We start from the raw sequence: 15,638 nt of genomic DNA, 5'->3' as shown, positions 1-15,638 counted from the left end.
GTACGAGGCCGGTGCGGCGGAGCGGAAAACCACTGGGACCGCCCGACGAGTACTTGCCAGGATGCGGGTATGCCGTTTCTCGTCAGCCCTGTTCTGAGCGCCGGGGCCCTCGCGGGCCGCCCCCAGCCCACTCTCCGCGCCGACGGCGGACTCGTCCTGCGCCCGTGGCGGGAGGGGGACGCGCCCGCGGTGTACGAGGTCTTCCAGGACCCGGTGATGCACCAGTGGCACGCCCGGTCCGCCGACTCCGTCGCGGAGGTCGGTGACTGGATCCGCGCGTGGCGCCAGGCGTGGGAGGGCGAGCGGGAGGCGCACTGGGCCGTGGCCGACGCGGAGTCCGGCGCGCTGGTGGGCCGGGTGGCGCTGCGTGAGCTCCGGCTCGACGACGGGACGGCGGAGGTGGCGTACTGGACCGTGCCCGCGGCCCGGGGCCGGGGCGTGGCAGCCCGTGCCACGACCGCGCTCACCCGCTGGGCCCTCGACGAGACCGGCTTCCACCGCCTGGAGCTCCTGCACGCGGTGCGCAACGAGGCGTCCTGCCGCGTCGCCGCCAGGACCGGCTTCGGCCTGGAGGGCACCAAGCGCAGTGCGGTCATGCAGCCGGACGGATGGCACGACATGCATCTGCACGCCCGGGTGCGGGGGGACTGAGGCGGCGGCCCGCGCCCTCGGCCGCCGGCCGCTCGTCCGGCCTCAGGCCGCCGACACGCTCTCCTGCTCCGCCTCGATCCGGGCGTTCCACTCGCGCTTCGACGCCTGCCAGCCGTCCTCGTTGTGGCCGCGGCGCCAGTAGCCGGAGATCGACAGGGCCTCGCGCGGGATGTGGCGCTCGACGCGGAGGAGATGGCGCAGCTGCTTGACGAAGTGGGCCTCGCCGTGGACGAAGGCGTGCACACGGCCCTCGGGGAACTCCAGGTTCCGCACGGCCTCGACCAGCGCCTCGCCGAGGGGCCGGGCCCCGCGGTGCAGCCAGACGACCTCCACGTCCGCGTCGATCTTCAGCTCCTCCTCGGGACCGGAGATCTCCACGAAGGCGTAGGCCCGGGCGCCGCGCGGCAGCGCCTCCAGGGCGCGGGCGATCGCGGGCAGCGCGCTCTCGTCCCCCGCGAGCAGGTGCCAGTCGGCACCGGGGTCGGGCGCGTACGCCCCACCGGGTCCCATGAAGCGCACGGTCTCACCCGGCCGGACCCGCACGGCCCACGGGCCGGCGAGGCCCTCGTCACCGTGGATGACGAAGTCCAGCGTCAGTTCGCGGTGCTCGGCGTCCCACTGACGGACCGTGTAGGTCCGGGTCACCGGCCACTGTTCGCGCGGCAGCTCGGCACGCACGCGATCCAGGTCGAAAGGCTCGGGATAGGTGACGCCCACCGGCGGGAACAGCAGCTTCACGTAGTGGTCGGTGCACGTGCCGGCCGCGAAGTCGGCGAGGCCCTCACCGCCGAGCACCACGCGCTGCATGTGCGGGGTCAGCCGCTCGGTGCGGACGACCTGCGCGGAGTGGACCCTGCGCGGCTGGCGTCCCGGTCGCTCTGCCATGAGGACCTCCCAGTCTCACATAGTTAGGGTTACCTAAGTTAGCACCTTGTTCTCACTTCACACCTCTCGTGCGGCAAGGTCCCGGCGTTCCCTTACGAACTCTTGAGGAAAGATCAGCCCGCGAGCGTCGTCAGCAGGCGCTCCAGGGAGCCGCCCAGTCCCCAGCGGGCCGCCAGCGCCTCCAGGGCCGCCGGGTCGCGAGGGGTGCGCGGCAGGGCCGTGGGGACGTCCGGCAGGGGTACGTCGTCCGCGACCCGGACCACCTTCGGAGCGACCGCCAGGTACGGTCGCGCCTCGTCGAGCCGCCTGCGCTGCGTCGGCGTCAGCTTCGCCCCCCGGTCCTCGATCGCCGCCATGATCCCGGCCAGGTCCCCGAACTGGGCCAGCAGCTTGGCGGCCGTCTTCTCTCCGATGCCCGGCACGCCCGGCAGGCCGTCGCTCGGGTCGCCGCGCAGCAGGGCCAGATCCGCGTACCCGCTGCCGTCGACCCCATACTTCTCACGCAGCACCGCCTCATCGGTGTGCTGCAGTGTGCCCACGCCCTTCAGCGGGTACAGCACGCGCACCCCGCGTGCGTCGTCCACCAGCTGGTACAGGTCGCGGTCGCCCGTCACGATGTCCACCGGCCCCTTCGCCCGGGCGGTGAACGTGCCGATCACGTCGTCCGCCTCGTACCCGGCGACGCCCACGCGCGCGATGCCCACCGCGTCCAGCACCGCCTCGATCACCGGCACCTGCGGCGACAGCGTGTCGGGTACCTCCTCCTCGTCCGGGCCGACCGCGTGCTCCTCGGCGACGCGGTGGGCCTTGTAGGACGGGATCAGCTCCACCCGCCACTGCGGCCGCCAGTCGGCGTCCATGCACGCCACGAGGAGGTCCGGCCGGTGGTCCTTGACCAGGCGGTCGATGAAGTCGAGCAGTCCGCGCACGGCGTTCACCGGCGTTCCGTCCGGGGCCCGGACCGAGTCCGGAACGCCGAAGTAGGCGCGGAAGTACAGGGAGGCAGTGTCGAGGAGCATCAGTCGTCCGGTCACGCCACGCATCATGCCGTACGCCATGGCGACCCGATCCGCACCGGCTCCGACGAGAACTGAGGCCGCGGCCGACTGGCTCGGGCAGCGCCCGGACATGGTGCGGAGGATGACTCCGCAGTAGGGTTCCGGGGTGGGACGCGCGACACGCCGCGTCCCACCCCGGCCCCGATCACACGAGCGGGATCCGGACAACCACAGAGCGCTACGCCACCCCCTGAACTCCCTCCCTCCGCCTGTTCCCCCAGCGGGCGGGCCGCATGCCCCGTCCCCTTCGGCGGCGGATCGCCTGGCGCGAAGTGTGAGGTGTCGAGGTGTCCCGTATGACAGCGATGTGACGGCCGCCTGAAACGGTTTGCCGAACATGCGTAGGGTGCAGACAACTCAACAGAAGCAGTGCGCGGGGACACCGCCGCACGGGGAGCGGATCGACGGGCGAAGGAGGGAGCCGGAGCGATGGGCGACCACAAAGAGCAACCCCTTCGGGTGGGCGCGGCCGTGCGCAGGCGGCGCCGTGCCCTCGAGCTCACCCTCGCCGTCGTGTCCGCCCGCAGCGGCCTGTCGGTCCCGTTCCTGAGCCAGATCGAGAACGACCGGGCGCGGCCCAGCACCAGCTCCCTGGAGAAGGTCGCCGACGCCCTGCGCACCACGGCCGTGGAGCTCCTCGCCGCAGCCGACCCCGCGTGCAGCGTGGACGTCGTCCGCGCCGACGGCCTCGAGCCGCAGCCTCTGCCCCGGGCCCGCTCCCTGGTCCGCGGCCACCACCAGATGCACGCCTCCGAGTTCACCGGCGACCATGACGCCGGCCGTGAATTCCAGTACCGCAACGACCAGTTGATGTACGTCGCCGACGGCGCGGTGGAGATCGAGGCGGAGGGCCGCGCCTACCGCCTGGGCCGTGGCGACACGCTGTACCTGACCGGTGGGGTCCGGCATCGCTGGCGGGCGGCGGAATCGGACACCCGCGTGATCGTCGTCGCCGTGGCGGAGCACATCGAGGCGGTCCGGGCCCGGCCACGCCGGTGAGGGTCGTCTCGCTGGTCCCCTCGCTGACCGAGGCCGTGGCCCGCTCCGCGCCCGGCACCCTGGCCGGTGCCACCGACTGGTGCACACACCCCCCGGACCTGGACGTCGTACGCGTCGGCGGCACCAAGAATCCGAAGACCGACCGGATCCGCTCCCTCGCGCCCGATCTGGTGATCGCCAACGAGGAGGAGAACCGCGCACCCGACCTGGCGGCTCTGCGTGCGGCGGGCATCGGGGTCCTGGTGACGGAGATCCGCGACGTGCCGCAGGCCTTCCGGGAGCTGGCCCGGGTGCTGGAGGCCTGCCGGGTGGCGTCCCGTCCGCGCTGGCTGGACGAGGCGGAGGAGACCTGGGCGGCCCTGCCGGAGCCCGCGACACGGCTGACGGCCGTGGTACCGGTCTGGCGCCGTCCGTGGATGGTCCTCGGCCGGGACACCTTCGCGGGAGACGTCCTCGCCCGTCTCGGCGTGGACCACGTGCACGCGACGCACCCCGACCGCTACCCGCGCGTCCCGCTGGAGGAACTCCGCGCCGCGGCACCCGACGTGGTGGTGCTACCGGACGAGCCGTACCGTTTCACCGCCGGCGACGGCCCCGAGGCCTTCCCCGGTCTGCCCTGCGCGCTCGTCAGCGGACGGCACCTGACGTGGTACGGACCGTCACTGGCCGAGGCGCCACGGGTACTGGAGCGGGCGCTGCGAGCAGCTCGCCCCTGAGCAGCCCGCGCACGGTGCCCGCGACGGCCGTGCCCCACGCCGCGACCAGCACCGCGTACAGCAGCACCGCCGGGCCCGCGTAGGCCACGAGCCCGGTGTGCCGGCCCAGCGCCTCGGCGCCCGTGACACAGGTCCCGACCGGGAAGGTGAACGACCACCAGGTCATCGAGAACCGCATCCCGTGCCGCCGGGCGCGCAGCACATGGACGGCGGCCAGGCAGGCCCACAGCAGGGCGAACCCCATCACCGGCACGCCGTAGAGCACGGCGAGGACCCCGAATCCCTCGCTGTACGGCGCCGGGACGACGCCGGGCGCGATGTCCGCGAAGGCGCCGACGGCGGTGGTGGACTGCCCGAGCGGGCCGAGCACCAGGAACAGCGTCGGGGTGAGGGCGAGGGGCAGCGGCCCGCCGGTGAGCGTCCGGGCGAAGACCAGCGGCAGCATGACCAGGGTCGCGAGCAGACTGAGCCCGAACAGCGCGAAGCAGACGAGCAGCAGCGTCTCGCGGGCCTGACCGGGCGGCAGATGCGGCACCAGCTGCGGCCCGACGGCGGCCGACACCATGGGCGCGACGAGCGGCAGCAGCCAGACCGGCGTGGCCTGTCCCGGCTCGACCCGGTGGCGTACGGCCATCAGATACGGCACGGCGACGGCCGCTGCGAGGCCGGTCAGCGTGCCCGCGGTGAACAGCACCGCGTCGAGCGTCACGGCCGCCCGCAGGCCGATCCAGTCGCGGCCGACGGTGAGGGCGCCGCCGCCCACCGCCAGCAGGGCCATGGCGAGGCAGCCGTAGAAGGGCGCCGTCGCCGGGTCGAGGAGGTGGGCGCGGGCCTGGTCCCGGTGCCGGGTCCAGTGCACGGCCCGCGCGCCGAGCAGGGTCACGAGCAGCGCGAGCGAGAGCGCCCAGACGGCCGCGAGCATGCCGCGCAGCCCTGTGACGTGCGGTGCCAGGGCGGCCCCCGCGCCGGCGACGACGGCGGTGCCCATCACCGTGGCGTACCAGTTGGGTCCGAGATGACGGACGGAGAGCGGGTACACGAGGGGCTGGGCTGCGGTGACCATGACCCCACGATGGTTCCGGGCCGAGCGCACCACCAGGGACCATGCCTCTATGGCGACATAAGCTGGGTTTATGAGCAACGCGGATGAGCAGTCCGGGCCGGGGGCCGGCGGGTCCCTGGCGCACCGGGTGCCGGATCTGGGCGCCCTGGAGCTGCTGCTGGCGGTGGCGCGGCTCGGCAGTCTCGGCGGGGCGGCGCGGGAGCTCGGCATCACGCAGCCCGCGGCCAGCAGCCGCATCCGGTCGATGGAGCGGCAGCTCGGTGTGGCGCTGGTCGACCGCTCACCCCGCGGGTCCCGGCTCACGGACGCCGGTGCGCTGGTGACGGACTGGGCGCGGCGGATCGTGGAGGCGGCGGAGGCGTTCGACGTGGGGGCGCAGGCGCTGCGCGTGCGCCGCGACTCCCGGCTGCGGGTGGCCGCGAGCATGACGATCGCGGAGTACCTGCTGCCCGGCTGGCTGCTCGCGCTGCGCGCGCAGCGGCCCGACACGGCGGTGTCGCTGCACGCGGGGAACTCGACGGTGGTGGCGGAGCGTCTGCTGTCGGACGAGGCGGATCTGGGGTTCGTGGAGGGACTGTCGGTGCCGGCCGGACTCGACTCCGCGGTGATAGCCCATGACCGGCTGATCGTGGTGACCGCGCCGGGGCACGCGTGGGCCCGGCGACGGAGGGCGCTGGCCGCGGCGGAGCTGGCGTCGACGCCGTTGATCCTCCGAGAGAAGGGCTCGGGGACTCGGCAGGTGCTGGACGCGGCGCTGGGCGGGCTGGCCCGGCCGCTGATCGAGCTGTCGTCCACGACGGCGGTCAAGGCGGCGGCGGTGAGTGGTGCGGGCCCGGCGGTGCTGAGCGAACTGGCGGTGGGGGAGGAGCTCGCGATGCGGCGGCTGGTGCCGGTGCCGGTGGAGGGGGTCGCCCTGACGCGGGACCTGAGGGCGGTATGGCCGACAGGGCATCGCCCCACCGGTCCGGCGCGGGACCTGCTGTCGCTGACGCGGGGATAGTTCCCTCGCCCCCGCCGCCCCTACCCGTCCCATCTCCAGGGGCGCTGCCCCCTGGCTGGATGGTGCCTCGGCGGTCCGGAAGCGCCGGACGGGCTGGGTTTGTCGAGCCCGGCTTCTCGGCTGACCGAATCGGGTGGTGGGTGGGCAAAGGCCGGGGGTCCAGGGGGCGGAGCCCCCTGGAGTTCAGCCTCCTGTTGCCGCCTTCACCAACGCCCCCATCACCCGGACGTCCTCCCCCATCTCCGGATGCCACTGCACCCCCAGCACCCACTCGGCCGACGGCAGTTCGACCGCCTCCACCGTGCCGTCCGCCGCGTACGCCGACGGGACGAGGCCCTCACCCAGCCGGTCCACGGCCTGATGGTGGTAGGTAGGCACGAAGGTCTCCTCCGGCACCACACCGGCGTACAGACTGCCCGGCACCGGCTTCACCGCGTGCCCGCCGAAGACGCCCACGACCTCCGCGTGCCCCTCGATGTGCTGCAGCAGCGTCCCGCCGAGCGCCACGTTCAGCAGCTGCATGCCCCGGCAGATCCCCAGCAGCGGTAGCCCCGCCGCCAGCGCGGCCTCGATCAGTGCCAGCTCCCATGCGTCCCGCTCGGGGGCCGGCGGGCCCGTCCGCGGCTCGCGCTCGGCCCCGTACCGCACCGGCTCCACATCCGGACCGCCCGCGATGACCAGCCCGTCCAGCCGGGCCACGGCAGCCGCGGCGTGCCGCGGGTCGTCCGGCGGCAGCATCGCGGCCAGGCCGCCCGCCCGCTGCACCAGCCGGGGGTAGCCGACCGGCAGCAGCGCGGCCTCCAGCTCCCACACGCCCCAGCGCGCACCGGACTCCAGGTAGGTGCTGACACCGATCAACGGCCTGGTCACGACTACTCCCTCACGCTTTCGGACGACTCAGTCCCTTGCCAACTCTGCCTCGGCGGCCGCCAGCGCCGCGAACTCCTCCTCCGGCGCCTTCGCCACCAGGTGCTTGCGGCTGTACAGGCCGAAGTAGGCGACGGCCACGGCGTACACCAGCAGGGCGATCAGCGCCGCCGTCACGTCCACCAGGAACGTCGCCACCAGCGCGGCGCACGCCAGCACCAGGGCGACCGACGACGTCAGCACGCCGCCCGGCGTGCGATAGGGCCGCTCCAGCTCCGGCTCCCTGCGCCGCAGCACGATGTGCGACAGGGACATCAGCGCGTAGGAGATGGTCGCCCCGAAGACGGCGATGTTCAGCATCCGCGCGCCGTTGCCGGAGACCGCCGCCAGCAGGAAGCCGATCGTGCCGGGCACCAGCAGGCCGAGGTAGGGCGCCTTGCGGCGGCTGGTGAGCGACAGGAACCGGGGCAGGTAGCCCGCGCGGGACAGGGCGAACAGCTGGCGCGAGCCCGCGTAGATCAGGGAGAAGAACGACGCGACCAGACCGGCGAGGCCCGCGTAGTTCACGATCCGGCTCAGGGTCGTCGCCTCGCCCTTCGGCTGGAGCGCCTCGACCAGCGGGTTGCCCGCCTCCTGGACCGCGGCGGAACCGCGCGCCCCGGCCGCCGCGAAGAACGTGACCACCGCCAGCACCACCAGGATGCCCATCGACCAGCGGATCGCCTTCGGCAGCGTCCGCGCCGGGTCCTTGGTCTCCTCGGCGGCCAGCGGCACGCCCTCGACACCGAGGAAGAACCACATGCCGAAGGGGAACGCCGCCCAGATGCCGAGCAGGCCGAACGGCAGCCAGGAGCTCGACCCCGCGGCGGAGGTGTCGACCGGGATGTCGTCCAGCGACGCGAAGGAGAAGCCGGGCAGCGCCGCCAGCGCGAACACGATCAGGGCCACCACGGCGATCCCGGTGACGACGAAGCTGAAGCGCAGCGCCTCACCGACCCCCCACAGATGGATGCCGAGGAAGATCACGAAGCAGACCAGGTACACCGGCCAGCCGGATTCCAGACCGAACAGCCCCAGCGACTCGACGTAGTCGCCGATGAAGATGACGATGGCGGCGGGCGCGAGGACGTACTCGATCAGGATCGCCGTGCCGGTCAGGAAGCCGCCCCAGGGGCCGAGCGCCCGCCGGGCGAAGCCGTAGCCGCCGCCCGCCGTGGGCAGGATCGACGACAGCTCGGCGAGGGCGAAGACCATGCACGCGTACATCGCGCCCATGAGCACCATGGCGATCGCCAGGCCCCCGAAGCCGCCCTCGGCCAGGCCGAAGTTCCAGCCCGAGTAGTCGCCGGAGACGACGTAGGCGACGCCGAGGCCGGTCAGCAGCACCCAGCCGGCGCTGCCGCGGCGCAGTGCTCTGCGCTCCAGATAGTCGTCGCCCTCCGGGGCGGCGGGTGTGACGGTGGGTTCCTGGGACATGGGCTAACTCCCGACAGGGCGGCGGCGGTCACGGGATCGAGCGGGCTCCGACTCAATGGAATGGAGCCATACCTTTGCGGGCCGACCGGGGGATGGCAATACCCGTGCGTTAATCGCCCGTAAATCCTCACCGGGCGACGACACCCCGCCCGGCTCAGCCGAGGAAGCCCCGCAGCAGCGCCGCCGTGCCCCCGCAGTGCTCGCGCATGATCTCCCGCGCCTGGTCGGCCTCGCCCTCGATCACCGCCTCCACCAGGGCGGTGTGCTGCCGCTGGGAGTGCTCCAGGTTGCGCACCAGCAGCGGGATGCAGTCGAGCAGGTCGTTGACCGTCGCGCGGACGGCCGCGTACTGGGCGGTGAGCGTCGGGGAGCCGGACAGCTCGGCGAGCGTGAGGTGCAGCAGCGTGTCCAGGCGGCGGTACTCGGCGAGCGGCGCGTCGTGCGTGCGCGCCAGGGCCTCGCGCAGCCGGTCCGCCTGCTTCTCGTCCAGCCCGTGCGCCGCGCACAGCCCCGCCGCGCCGACCTCCAGCACCTCCCGGAACCGCAGCACGTCCTCGATGTCGACCTCGGCGACCCGGCGCCGCAGCTCGTCCTCGCCGACGGCGTCGGTGCGCGGCAGCACGAACGTCCCGCCGTACCGGCCGCGCCGCGACTCGACCAGGCCCTGGTCCTGGAGCACCTTCAGCACCTCGCGCAGCGTCACCCGGCTGATCCCCAGCCGCTCCGCCAGCTCCCGCTCGGCCGGCAGCCGCTCGCCCCCCGGCACCAGACCCAGCCGCACGACCTGCAGGATCTGCTCCAGCGCCTCCTCGAAGCCGTTGCCCGCGCGCACCGGCCGCAGCACCGGTGTCAGCCCGTCGCGCTCCACCTCGCCGCCCCCAGCTTCCTCCGGCATGTGGCCGTACCCCCTTCCCAAGCAATGGTTCTCGGCAATACCTTATGGCTCCCGGCGGATCCAAGGCAGCGGATCCGCGGAGCCTAGGAGGCCTTCCCGTGGCAGACCGCACACCCCCGCTGAGCGTCGAGGAGCTCCACACCCTCGTCGCCGGCGGTGAGATCGACACTGTCGTCCTGGCCTTCCCCGACATGCAAGGGCGACTCCAGGGCAAGCGGTTCGCCGCACGCTTCTTCCTCGACGAGGTCCTCCGGCACGGCACCGAGGGCTGCAACTACCTGCTCGCCGTCGACACCGAGATGAACACCGTCGACGGCTACGCGATGTCCTCCTGGGACCGCGGCTACGGCGACTTCGCCATGCACCCGGACCTGACCACCCTGCGCCGCGTCCCCTGGAACGAGGGCACGGCCATGCTCCACGCCGACCTCGCCTGGAACGACGGCTCCCCGGTCGTCGCGGCCCCCCGCCAGATCCTGCGCCGCCAGCTGGAGCGCCTCGCCGAACTCGGCTACACCGCCCAGGTCGGCACCGAGCTGGAGTTCATCGTCTTCAAGGACACCTACGAACAGGCCTGGGACGCCGGCTACAAGGGCCTGACCCCGGCCAACCAGTACAACATCGACTACTCCGTCCTCGGCACCGGCCGCATCGAGCCGCTGCTGCGCCGCATCCGCAACGAGATGGCCGGCGCCGGCCTCACCGTCGAATCCGCCAAGGGCGAGTGCAACCCCGGCCAGCACGAGATCGCCTTCCGCTACGACGAGGCCCTCGTCACCTGCGACCAGCACTCCGTCTACAAGACCGGCGCCAAGGAGATCGCCGCCCAGGAGGGCATGTCGATCACCTTCATGGCCAAGTACAACGAGCGCGAGGGCAACTCCTGCCACATCCACCTCTCGCTCGCCGACGCGGACGGCAACAACGCCATGGCCGGCGACCTCGAAGGCGGCATGTCCGAGGTCATGCGGCACTTCCTCGCCGGACAGCTCGCCGCCCTGCGCGACTTCTCCCTCCTCTACGCCCCCAACATCAACTCCTACAAGCGCTTCCAGCCCGGCTCCTTCGCCCCGACCGCGGTCGCCTGGGGCCAGGACAACCGCACCTGCGCGCTGCGCGTGGTCGGCCACGGCCGCTCCCTGCGCTTCGAGAACCGCCTGCCCGGCGGCGACGTCAACCCCTACCTCGCCGTCGCCGGACTGGTCGCGGCCGGACTGCACGGCATCGAACAGAAACTGGAACTCCCCGAACCCTGCCCCGGCAACGCCTACGCCGCCGACCTGGACCACGTCCCCACCACCCTGCGCGAGGCCGCCGAGCTCTGGGAGAACAGCCCCATCGCCCGGGCCGCCTTCGGCGACGAGGTCGTCGCGCACTACCGCAACATGGCGCGCGTCGAACTGGACGCGTACGACGCCGCGGTGACCGACTGGGAGCTGCGCCGCTCCTTCGAACGCATGTGAGGTCCTTCGTGTCTTCCGAGCACCTTCTGGAAGTACTGAACCCCGCGACCGAGGAGGTCGTCGCCGCCGTCGCAGGGGCGAGCCCGGCCGACGTCGACGCGGCCGTCACCCACGCCGCCAGGGCACAGCGGATCTGGGCCGCCCTGCCCCCCGCGGACCGGGCCCGGCTGCTGCGCCGCTTCGCGGCCACCGTCGACGAACACCTCGACGAGCTGGCCCGCCTGGAGGTCCGCGAGGCAGGCCACCTCATCGGCAACGCCCGCTGGGAGGCCGGAAACGTCCGCGACCTGCTGGACTACGCGGCCGGGGGAGTGGAACGGCTCACCGGCCGGCAGATCCCGGTCCCCGGCGGCCTGAACGTCACGATCCTCGAACCGCTCGGCGTCGTCGGCGTGATCGCGCCCTGGAACTTCCCCATGCCGATCGCCGCCTGGGGCACCGCACCCGCCCTCGCGGCCGGCAACGCCGTCATCCTCAAGCCCGCCGAGACCACCCCGCTCACCGCGCTGCGCCTGGCCGAACTCGCCCTGGAGGCCGGGCTTCCCGAGCACCTCTTCCAGGTCCTGCCCGGACGCGGCGACATCACCGGCGACGCCCTGGTCCGGCACCCCGGAGTCGCCAAGATCGTCTTCACCGGCTCCACCCGGACCGGGACGCGCGTCGCGGCCCTCGGCGCCGAGCAGGTCAAGCCCGTCACCCTCGAACTCGGCGGCAAGAGCCCCAACATCGTCTTCGCCGACGCCGACCTCAAGACCGCCGTCGACCCCTTCTCCTTCCTCGACAACTCCGGCCAGGACTGCTGCGCCCGCACCCGCATCCTGGTCCAGGAGTCCGTCTACGACGAGGTCCGCGAGCATCTCGCCGAGGCACTGTCCGCCGTGGTGGTGGGCGACCCGGCCGACGAGAAGACCCAGATGGGCCCGCTGATCTCCCGGCAGCAGCTCGACCGGGTCCGCGGCTTCGTGCCCGACGACGCCCCGGCCCTGCGCGGCAGCGCACCCGAGGGCCCCGGCTTCTGGTTCCCGCCGACCGTCCTCACCGGCGAGAGCCCCGACTCGGCCGCGGCCTGCGAGGAGATCTTCGGCCCCGTCGCCGTGCTCCTGCCCTTCACGGACGAGCAGGACGCGATCCGCCTCGCCAACGGCACCCCCTACGGCCTCTCCGGCTCCATCTGGACCCGCGACGTCGGCCGTGCTCTCCGCGTCTCCCAGGCCGTCCGCGCCGGCAACCTGTCCGTCAACTCCCATGCCAGCGTCCGCTACTGGACACCGTTCGGCGGCTACAAGCAGTCCGGTGTCGGGCGCGAGCTCGGCCCCGACGCCCTGACCGCCTTCACCGAAACCAAGAACGTCTTCATCAGCACGGAGGGCCCCGCACAGTGACTGCCCAGGACAACATCTGCCGCCGCCTGGTCGGCCGTACCGCCGTCGTCACCGGTGCCGGCAGCGGCATCGGCCTCGCCGCCGCCCGCCGTCTCGCCTCCGAGGGCGCCCACGTCGTCTGCGGCGACGTCGACGACGCCCGCGGCAAGGCCGCCGCCGAGGAGGTCGGCGGTACCTTCGTGAAGGTCGACGTGACCGACCCCGAGCAGGTCGAGGCTCTCTTCAGGACCGCCTACGACACCTACGGCAGCGTCGACATCGCCTTCAACAACGCCGGCATCTCCCCGCCCGACGACGACTCCATCCTGGAGACCGGCCTGGAGGCCTGGAAGCGCGTCCAGGAGGTCAACCTCACCTCCGTCTACCTGTGCTGCAAGGCCGCCATCCCCTACATGCGGCGCCAGGGCCGGGGCTCGATCATCAACACGGCGTCCTTCGTCGCCAGGATGGGCGCGGCGACCTCCCAGATCTCCTACACGGCCTCCAAGGGCGGCGTCCTCGCCATGTCCCGCGAGCTGGGCGTGCAGTTCGCCCGCGAGGGCATCCGCGTGAACGCCCTCTGCCCGGGACCGGTCAACACCCCGCTCCTGCAGGAACTGTTCGCCAAGGACCCCGAGCGCGCCGCACGCCGCCTGGTGCACATCCCGCTGGGCCGGTTCGCCGAGGCCGAGGAGATCGCCGCCGCCGTCGCCTTCCTCGCCAGCGACGACTCCTCCTTCGTGAACGCCACCGACTTCCTGGTCGACGGCGGGATCGCGGGGGCCTACGTCACACCCCTGTAAGCGCCTGTCCAGGGGTCCGCGTCGCGCCCCGCCGGTGCCGTCGCCCTCGGGGAGGCGACGGCACCGGCGGCGTGGGCAGCAGTGCCGGCCCGGCAGCCTGACCCCTACAGGAACGTGTGGCCCTCGCCGCGATAGGTCGGCACCGTCGCGGTCACCGCGTCGCCCTCGACGAGGTGCAGCCGGTCGAACCGCTCGCACAGCTCACCGGCCTTCGCATGCCGGAACCACACCTTGTCACCGATCAGCAGATCGTCGGCGGGCGAGCCGAGCAGCGGCGTCTGCACCTCACCGGCGCCCTCCTGCGGGTCGTAGCGCAGCCCCTCGGGCAGATACGGCACCGGCGACCGGTCGGCACCGGCCGCGCCCGAGGCGGGATACCCACCGCCCAGGACCGTCACGACTCCCACGCCCGGCCGCCTCACGACGGGCTGGGCGAAGAGGGCCGACGGACGGCCGCTGAACGACGTGTAGTTGTCGAACAGGCGCGGCACGTACAGGCCCGACCCCGCGGCGATCTCGGTCACCGCCTCCTCGGCCGCGGTGTGCTGCACCGAGCCGGTACCCCCGCCGTTGACGAACTCCAGCCCCGGCACGACGGCCCGCACCGCACGCACCACCTCCGCACGCCGCTCGGCCAGTTCACGCTTGGCGGCGGCCTGCATCAGGCGGATCGCACGCGACCGCAGCGGACGTCCGGCCAGCGAGTCCCCGACCCCGGCGACATGCCCCTCGTAGGCCATGATCCCCACGACCTCGAAGCCGGGCCGCCGGGCCGCCGCCCGCGCCATCTCGGCCACTTCGGCGGGGGAGTGCAGCGGCGAACGCCGGGCCCCGACCCGCACCCGCCCGCCGAGCAGCTTGAGCGAGGTGTCCAACTCCAGGCACACCCGCACCACTTCACGCCCGCCACCCCGGGAGGCGTCGATCAGATCCAGCTGGGCGACGTCGTCGACCATCACGGTCACGGCGGCGGCGAGCTTGGGATCACCGGCCAGTTCGGCGTACCCGGCCCGGTCGGCGGACGGGTAGGCGAGCAGCACGTCGTCGAACCCCGAGCGGGCCAGCCACAACGACTCGGCCAGGGTGAACGACATGATCCCCGCGAAGCCGTCGCGGGCCAGGACGCGCTCCAGCAGCGCCCGGCAGCGCACGGACTTGCTGGCCACCCGGACGGGCTTGCCCCCGGCGCGGCACACCAGGTCGGCGGCGTTGGCGTCGAAGGCTTCGAGGTCCACGATCGCGAGAGGAGCGTCGAGATGGGCGGTGGCCCGGTCGTAACGGGCCCGGTCGGAGGCGCGCGCAGTCATGAGCGCAGCCTGCCAGACCCGATTACCGCAGGGTAGGGGGACGTTCCGGGCAGATGCCCCGCCATCGCGGACTGGTTCCCGTTCGCACAGGAACTAGCCGTAGAGTGACGCGCACGTACGGCGGATGACGCCGGCCGGGAATCCGCGCCGGGATGACGCTCCCTCCGTACGGGTAGGTGTGCCCGGGACAACTGTGTGCCGGGCTCGGGCAGGACGACACCGGCCCGCGCAGGACGAGCGGCCCGGGCATGCGGAAACGGGGGGAGCATGAGCACGGAAGCGCAACGCGCCGCTTTCCCCCCGCGCCCCACCACCCCACCCCGTCCGTCACACCCTCCGGTCGCGCCCGAGGGCTCGACGAGGGACTCGCTGAAGGAACCGCTCAAGGATTCGCCGGGGGGCGAGCGGAAGGCCCCGGGCCCGTCCTCCGACCCCGCCACCGGACCGGAAGCCGGGACCGCGGCGGAACCGTCCGACGGCGGCCACCCGCGCTTCCCGGGCCTCGGTGCCCCGGCCTCCGGCGCCACCGCATCCCAGCGCACCGGGTCCACTGCGCTGCCTCCGCCCCGCGCCTCCTCGCGCTTCCCGGACAAGCCGCCCAGCGTCGGCCGCGAGACACGCACCGAATCCGGAGCACCTCGGCCCCCGTCCCGGCCGCGTCACCTCCCCGCGCCGGAACCCTCCGGCCGGGCAGCGACGTCGGGTAGCCCGGACGGCACCTCGTCGCAGTCCTCCGGCCGGCCCTTCCGCCTCTCCGAACCCGGCCGTCCGGACGTTGCGGCCGGGGCGCCCCCGGAGACGGCCGCACGGCCGTTCCGGCTGCCCCCGCCCCGGCGTCCCGGCGACCACGCGTCCGAGACGACCGCGCGCCTGCGCCCCGTCCCCGCGGACCCGGCACCGGACGAGCCCGCCGCACCCTCCGGCCGCCCTGCCGCGCAGAGGCCGACGACGGACCGCCCTCCATCCGCGCGCCCCCCCCCCCCGCCGCACTCCGGCCACCAGCCGCAGGCGCCGGCCGGTACCGGCACCGGTGCCACCGCGGGGCGGGACGTGCGCGTGCCCCCGGCGCCCACCCGACGGCCCGCCCCCGCCGT

At 73.3% G+C, this 15,638-nt stretch carries 14 protein-coding genes; 7 read left to right on the top strand and 7 right to left on the bottom strand.

Going from position 1 to position 15,638, the window contains the following annotated elements:
• Positions 1 to 69 precede the first annotated feature (69 nt).
• Positions 70 to 651, top strand: coding sequence for a GNAT family N-acetyltransferase (locus tag ADK65_RS28495; protein WP_053673861.1), 582 nt, complete (start codon positions 70 to 72; stop codon positions 649 to 651).
• A gap of 42 nt (positions 652 to 693) precedes the next feature.
• On the opposite strand, the gene ADK65_RS28490 is transcribed toward ADK65_RS28495, so the two are convergent.
• Together ADK65_RS28490 and ADK65_RS28485 are read right to left on the bottom strand one after the other, a co-directional pair.
• Positions 694 to 1,536, bottom strand: coding sequence for a siderophore-interacting protein (locus tag ADK65_RS28490; RefSeq protein ID WP_053673860.1), 843 nt, complete (start codon positions 1,534 to 1,536; stop codon positions 694 to 696).
• A gap of 113 nt (positions 1,537 to 1,649) precedes the next feature.
• A complete protein-coding gene (locus tag ADK65_RS28485; RefSeq protein ID WP_053673859.1) occupies positions 1,650 to 2,594 on the bottom strand; it encodes a 5'-3' exonuclease in 945 nt (314 codons plus the stop codon).
• Positions 2,595 to 3,023: 429 nt separating this feature from the next.
• On the opposite strand from ADK65_RS28485, the gene ADK65_RS28480 reads away from it, so the two are divergent.
• Positions 3,024 to 3,593 (top strand): helix-turn-helix domain-containing protein, encoded by a 570-nt coding sequence (locus ADK65_RS28480; RefSeq protein WP_053673858.1) that lies wholly within the window; start codon positions 3,024 to 3,026, stop codon positions 3,591 to 3,593.
• Positions 3,590 to 4,309, top strand: a complete 720-nt coding sequence (locus ADK65_RS28475; RefSeq protein WP_053673857.1) for a helical backbone metal receptor — start codon at positions 3,590 to 3,592, stop codon at positions 4,307 to 4,309. The genes ADK65_RS28480 and ADK65_RS28475 overlap by 4 nt, the downstream gene beginning before the upstream one ends.
• On the opposite strand, the gene ADK65_RS28470 is transcribed toward ADK65_RS28475, so the two are convergent.
• On the bottom strand, positions 4,221 to 5,372 hold the full coding sequence (locus ADK65_RS28470) for a TDT family transporter (protein ID WP_053673856.1): 1,152 nt from the start codon (positions 5,370 to 5,372) through the stop codon (positions 4,221 to 4,223). The genes ADK65_RS28475 and ADK65_RS28470 overlap by 89 nt on opposite strands.
• 70 nt (positions 5,373 to 5,442) lie before the next feature.
• On the opposite strand from ADK65_RS28470, the gene ADK65_RS28465 reads away from it, so the two are divergent.
• Positions 5,443 to 6,372 carry a LysR family transcriptional regulator gene (locus ADK65_RS28465; protein WP_053673855.1) on the top strand — a complete coding sequence of 310 codons (930 nt, stop codon included), beginning with the start codon at positions 5,443 to 5,445 and terminating at the stop codon, positions 6,370 to 6,372.
• A 183-nt stretch (positions 6,373 to 6,555) separates the two neighbouring features.
• Here ADK65_RS28465 and ADK65_RS28460 read toward each other — a convergent pair whose 3' ends face one another.
• The 3 genes from ADK65_RS28460 to ADK65_RS28450 form a co-directional block, all read right to left on the bottom strand.
• Positions 6,556 to 7,230: a gamma-glutamyl-gamma-aminobutyrate hydrolase family protein gene (locus tag ADK65_RS28460; RefSeq protein WP_199825722.1), complete on the bottom strand. Its 675-nt coding sequence runs from the start codon at positions 7,228 to 7,230 to the stop codon at positions 6,556 to 6,558.
• A gap of 39 nt (positions 7,231 to 7,269) precedes the next feature.
• Entirely contained in the window at positions 7,270 to 8,715 is a 1,446-nt protein-coding gene (gene eat / locus ADK65_RS28455; protein ID WP_053673853.1) for an ethanolamine permease, read from the bottom strand.
• 154 nt (positions 8,716 to 8,869) lie between these two features.
• Complete coding sequence (locus tag ADK65_RS28450) at positions 8,870 to 9,610, bottom strand: FadR/GntR family transcriptional regulator (RefSeq protein WP_053673852.1); 741 nt, start codon at positions 9,608 to 9,610, stop codon at positions 8,870 to 8,872.
• 98 nt (positions 9,611 to 9,708) lie between these two features.
• On the opposite strand from ADK65_RS28450, the gene ADK65_RS28445 reads away from it, so the two are divergent.
• Genes ADK65_RS28445 through ADK65_RS28435 form a run of 3 tightly spaced genes read left to right on the top strand, consistent with a single transcriptional unit; the run spans position 9,709 to position 13,237 of the window.
• Positions 9,709 to 11,073, top strand: coding sequence for a glutamine synthetase family protein (locus ADK65_RS28445; RefSeq protein ID WP_053673851.1), 1,365 nt, complete (start codon positions 9,709 to 9,711; stop codon positions 11,071 to 11,073).
• Positions 11,074 to 11,081: 8 nt separating this feature from the next.
• Positions 11,082 to 12,455, top strand: coding sequence for an aldehyde dehydrogenase family protein (locus ADK65_RS28440; protein ID WP_053673887.1), 1,374 nt, complete (start codon positions 11,082 to 11,084; stop codon positions 12,453 to 12,455).
• Positions 12,452 to 13,237, top strand: a complete 786-nt coding sequence (locus ADK65_RS28435; protein ID WP_053673850.1) for a 3-oxoacyl-ACP reductase — start codon at positions 12,452 to 12,454, stop codon at positions 13,235 to 13,237. Before ADK65_RS28440 ends, ADK65_RS28435 begins: the two co-directional genes overlap by 4 nt.
• Before the next feature lie 104 nt (positions 13,238 to 13,341).
• Here ADK65_RS28435 and ADK65_RS28430 read toward each other — a convergent pair whose 3' ends face one another.
• A complete protein-coding gene (locus ADK65_RS28430) occupies positions 13,342 to 14,544 on the bottom strand; it encodes an amino acid deaminase/aldolase (protein ID WP_053673849.1) in 1,203 nt (400 codons plus the stop codon).
• Positions 14,545 to 15,638 lie beyond the last annotated feature (1,094 nt).

It is taken from the genome of Streptomyces sp. NRRL B-1140 (genome assembly GCF_001280065.1).
Classification (GTDB): Bacteria; Actinomycetota; Actinomycetes; order Streptomycetales; family Streptomycetaceae; genus Streptomyces.
The sequence above is the reverse complement of the archived record's forward strand: the minus strand, read 5'-3'. Positions and strand labels throughout refer to the sequence as shown.

What these genes read in the sequence shown, in the direction of transcription:
- ADK65_RS28480 (WP_053673858.1), top strand. Translation starts at nt 3,024, where the DNA reads ATGGGCGACCACAAAGAGCAACCCCTTCGGGTGGGCGCGGCCGTGCGC.
- ADK65_RS28495 (WP_053673861.1), top strand. Translation starts at nt 70, where the DNA reads ATGCCGTTTCTCGTCAGCCCTGTTCTGAGCGCCGGGGCCCTCGCGGGC.
- ADK65_RS28430 (WP_053673849.1), bottom strand. Translation starts at nt 14,544, where the DNA reads ATGACTGCGCGCGCCTCCGACCGGGCCCGTTACGACCGGGCCACCGCC.
- eat (WP_053673853.1), bottom strand. Translation starts at nt 8,715, where the DNA reads ATGTCCCAGGAACCCACCGTCACACCCGCCGCCCCGGAGGGCGACGAC.
- ADK65_RS28485 (WP_053673859.1), bottom strand. Translation starts at nt 2,594, where the DNA reads ATGGCGTACGGCATGATGCGTGGCGTGACCGGACGACTGATGCTCCTC.
- ADK65_RS28465 (WP_053673855.1), top strand. Translation starts at nt 5,443, where the DNA reads ATGAGCAACGCGGATGAGCAGTCCGGGCCGGGGGCCGGCGGGTCCCTG.
- ADK65_RS28470 (WP_053673856.1), bottom strand. Translation starts at nt 5,372, where the DNA reads ATGGTCACCGCAGCCCAGCCCCTCGTGTACCCGCTCTCCGTCCGTCAT.
- ADK65_RS28450 (WP_053673852.1), bottom strand. Translation starts at nt 9,610, where the DNA reads ATGCCGGAGGAAGCTGGGGGCGGCGAGGTGGAGCGCGACGGGCTGACA.
- ADK65_RS28490 (WP_053673860.1), bottom strand. Translation starts at nt 1,536, where the DNA reads ATGGCAGAGCGACCGGGACGCCAGCCGCGCAGGGTCCACTCCGCGCAG.